The organism is bacterium (assembly GCA_035527515.1).
Taxonomy (GTDB): Bacteria; B130-G9; B130-G9; order B130-G9; family B130-G9; genus B130-G9.
In genome coordinates this window covers 1-3,700 of sequence record DATLAJ010000067.1, presented here as the reverse complement: position 1 = coordinate 3,700, position 3,700 = coordinate 1, and the positions used below count along the sequence as shown (strand labels likewise).

Annotated in this window: 1 protein-coding gene; it reads right to left on the bottom strand. The window is 55.0% G+C overall.

Annotated elements, in window-relative coordinates; genetic code table 11:
- Positions 1-376 precede the first annotated feature (376 nt).
- Positions 377-3,700, bottom strand: a 3,324-nt coding sequence (locus VM163_05220) for a hypothetical protein (GenBank protein ID HUT03273.1), incomplete at its 5' end; no start/stop codon positions are given.

Sequence of the window (3,700 nt, the reverse complement as noted above, 5' to 3'; positions counted from 1 at the left end):
CGTTCTTGTCTTTGTACCGCCTCTGGATGCTCGCCTTCAAAATGGTCTTTGTTGTCCCGTTCACGGGTATGTCGTTCTCGAACAGCGCACACGATACGCTGCCGGCTCTAAACTTAGCTATTGGTTTTTGTCCTGCCATTTGTTTCACCTTGGGCTTGTCATCTGACGTGACACGGCCCTCTTTCTCATGTAATGGAAAGAGGCCTTGGTCCTGAACCCGTCCTATGCTGCAGCCAACGCACATTCGCTTGAGAGCACTCGAACAAGGGCCTGCTGCAAATCATATAATCATCTCTTTGCTTCTTTTGGCCACTTCGTTATATCGCATCGCTTCCTGTCCCCCAAGTCAAGACTACACAAGATCGCGGCCCTTGCCTCAGCTCCACCATCGGCCGACATCCATGATCGCTTGCGCAATCTGCGCCGCCGCACGCTGCCCGCCAACTGAACCCAGAGCAGGCGCCAGATCAGCCAGTTGCATTATGAGATCACGCCGCTGTTGCTGGGCCATGAGACGTAGCGTTTTCCTCCATAAAATACGTGCCTCCTTTGAGCGAATAATATCCCTCATGTAAAGTACCCATTCCTTCATCAAATCGTTTGATACTGATGCACTCAACCCCCGAAACACCTTCGTGGCAATGCGAGCTTTCATCGGCCCTGGAATGCGCGTCCTAAGAAAGCGAAGAGCACGTTTTGCTTCGCCATGCTTGCAAGCCGTGATAGCTATGCCAACAGATTCTCGCAAGACTTCAACTCCTTGTTGTTCCGGCAGCTTCAACGCGAGTTCAGCGAGCGTTTCAGCCCTGTTTACGTCGTCCGCGATGCGCCGTGCTCTCCCAAGCAGCAACCCTACAGCCACATTCGACCACGGCCCAGCAAGGTCTCGTACAACGTGCTCCTCAGACCTATTCAGACCAATGCCCACAGAAATCGCTTCCGGCCACAGCGAATCGCACAGATAAGGCGCCATATCCCGCAACATCTCATATGAGATACTCCAGCCAGATACTTCTATGGCTCTTAGCGCATCGGCGAGGCCCGATTCAGACAGATCCGCAGCAATACTCACGAGTAGCTTCGCACGCAGCCCGCTAACCGTAACCTGTCGTATCGCCTTACGTGCTTCATCTACTATCGCCTGTCTATCATGACCGTCCATTCGAGGCACGAGTGATACACATGCTGTCGCCCGCGATTCCGGCCTTCGGCAAGTCAAGGCTATGGCAATGGCCCGCCTCAACATCGTAGGCCTTAGAACCGGAACCAAAGCAGCCAGATCCTGCGCCCTGACCCAGTCATCTTTCGTTGCCTCAATGATTTCAAGTAGACTGCTCGTGAAAGCCTCGCTGAGACTTGCATTGACAAGATCAAATACCACCTGTCCCCCTTCCATCATCCGCTCTCGTACGGCAACCAGCATTTCTCGCGACGCTTCCTTCCTGAGATTCACGTCCATAGATGGCAGAATTGAGGCAAGGGCTACTGCACGACAATACGCCCCAGTAAGCCGCCGGGCTTGCTCAAATGCCCTCTTGGCAAGACTTCCACGGAGAAGCGGCCCTACACGCTGCAACACCCGTGCTTGGCTCCCTTCGTACGGCAGGCCATCCGCCGCGGCCAGCAATGCCCATAGCACTCTCCCCCTTAGCGGCTCCGAAAGGCGAGGAGAGACCATGGCAGAGAGTACCGCTGAACGGTTGATTTCGCTCCTCATCGCAACTGCAAGTCCGAATGCCTGCTGCATGTGCTTTTCAGAAAATGTGGACATCATTGCACAGAGGCTGCCCGCCTGCTCGTCTTCGTTGTGGGCCCGCGTAATTGCGTTTAGAGACCTGTTAACTAGAAGTTCTTTCGCTCGCCCGTCCAGTTCTTGTGCCATTGCCGCCGCCGCCCGACTTCGGTCGAGGATAGCAGGTGGCAGGTTGAGAAGTTCTATTGCTCTGGGAATTAACACATCTGGCAAACGTGGAATGTAGCGAAGAATTGCATAGTTGCGAGTTCGACCATTAACAATATCCGTTATGGTGGCAAATGCCGCTTCCGCCATTGAGGCGGGCAAGGCTGCCACAAGCGCCGCAAGTGATTGGGCGCGTTCATCGGCGTCCCCCAGAGTCCGTTGGGCTTGCGCAACCGCTTTCCTAAGTATCCGTTTTCGCTCCTTTTCTGGAAAGCCGCAACTGAGGGCCGCCAGGGCCCTTCCCCTCTCTCTCGGTTCCTTGATACGCTTAGTCGAGTCCAATACTTTTCGCAGCAGTCCCCGTGGGAGAAAGGGCGCAACCACGGTAAACCCATTGGCCCAAGCATCGATCGGCCAAGCGGACTGGACGCAAGTCAGACAATCGTGCAGAGCGACGATGGGCATTTGTCGCGCCACTCGTCTGAGGAGTTCTATGTCCACGCCGGGGATTCCGAGGCACAGTGCGTGAGCATCCAAACGCGGGGTGCCACGAGGGAGCAGTCCCACCTTCACGCGAATCCCGTCTGTAAGACCCCAGTTCCGAAAAGAATGTCTGTCGCTCCAGCAACGAACTAGTGACTTGCAGGCTGTCTCTAGCACATTGTCGGGCAGACAGGGACCTAGCCAAGCCAACCTTGCCGCCTGTAGATCAGTCTCCTCGCCGCCGGCTATACCTAGCATCTGCTCTATCAATTTGTCTCTCGTTGGCTTCGGTAGGTGTTCAGCAAAGAAGCACAAGATCATTCGGCGGAGATCCGGGTGGGCAAGCCTATCTGCGTAACCGATAGCTTGTTCGGCCACAGAGGGCGTCATTCGACCGGCAAAGGCCGTCAGCGCCCTTGCTCGCCAACTCTCGCTAGGAATGGCTCCGACATGCGTCAGGACGGTGGTTTGCTGTAATGGATCAGCAAGGTAGGGTACGATCTTTGCTATCAACCGGGCCTTGTCAGCTTCCTGTTCAAGATCATCGATCGCGCCAATGGCTTCAGCAAACAGGTCCTCACGCGTCGGGCTGGGTACGAGCTCTGCCACAGCTGCATAGCACTCGGCCTGTTCTGCCGGATCATTCATCACGCGAGCGTATGCTATCGCCCGATTTGCTGGCCAAAGCCCATTCTTCACAAGCGCGATCAGCAAAAAAGCCGACAAATTCCTCGCCACGCTCAGCTCGCTCGCGACGATCAGAGCACACCGTATTTCAGTTCCCAGATGGGGCGGGATAATGCCTTCCTCCCACGCTCTCGCGTCAGCTTTTTCAGCTTGCTTCCACACCTTTTCCACGTCAGCCAGAAAACCACCGTGATACCCGCCGACGACAAGCCAAGCCCGTCGCCAAACATCGCTGGCAAGTGGCTCAAGCATGTGAAGATCACTGCCGGATCGGACAAGGTGATCTCCATAATGCTCCACTACATAGTGAGATACTTTTTTTGGGGTAAGCCCTTTCTTGAGGTGTCCTATGGTCCCTTGCCCATAGGCGGTAAACCGTCTCTCCCACCGGCATCTATCTCGTTCTGATAACATTTCACAGAAGTGCTCACGCAGCCGAGGATGACTGAAAACATAGCCTTGTCCTTGACCGTCGCCAACCACAAAGCGGTCAAGGGGCTTGATCGCCTCTCTTAGGATATGAAAGTTGAAGCCAGCCTCCTTCGGCATCAGGTGAAGAATGTCTTCTCGTGTGAGCGGCCCAAGCGCACAAGAAAGCAGGTCAAACACCATCTGCACAGATCGCTTTCG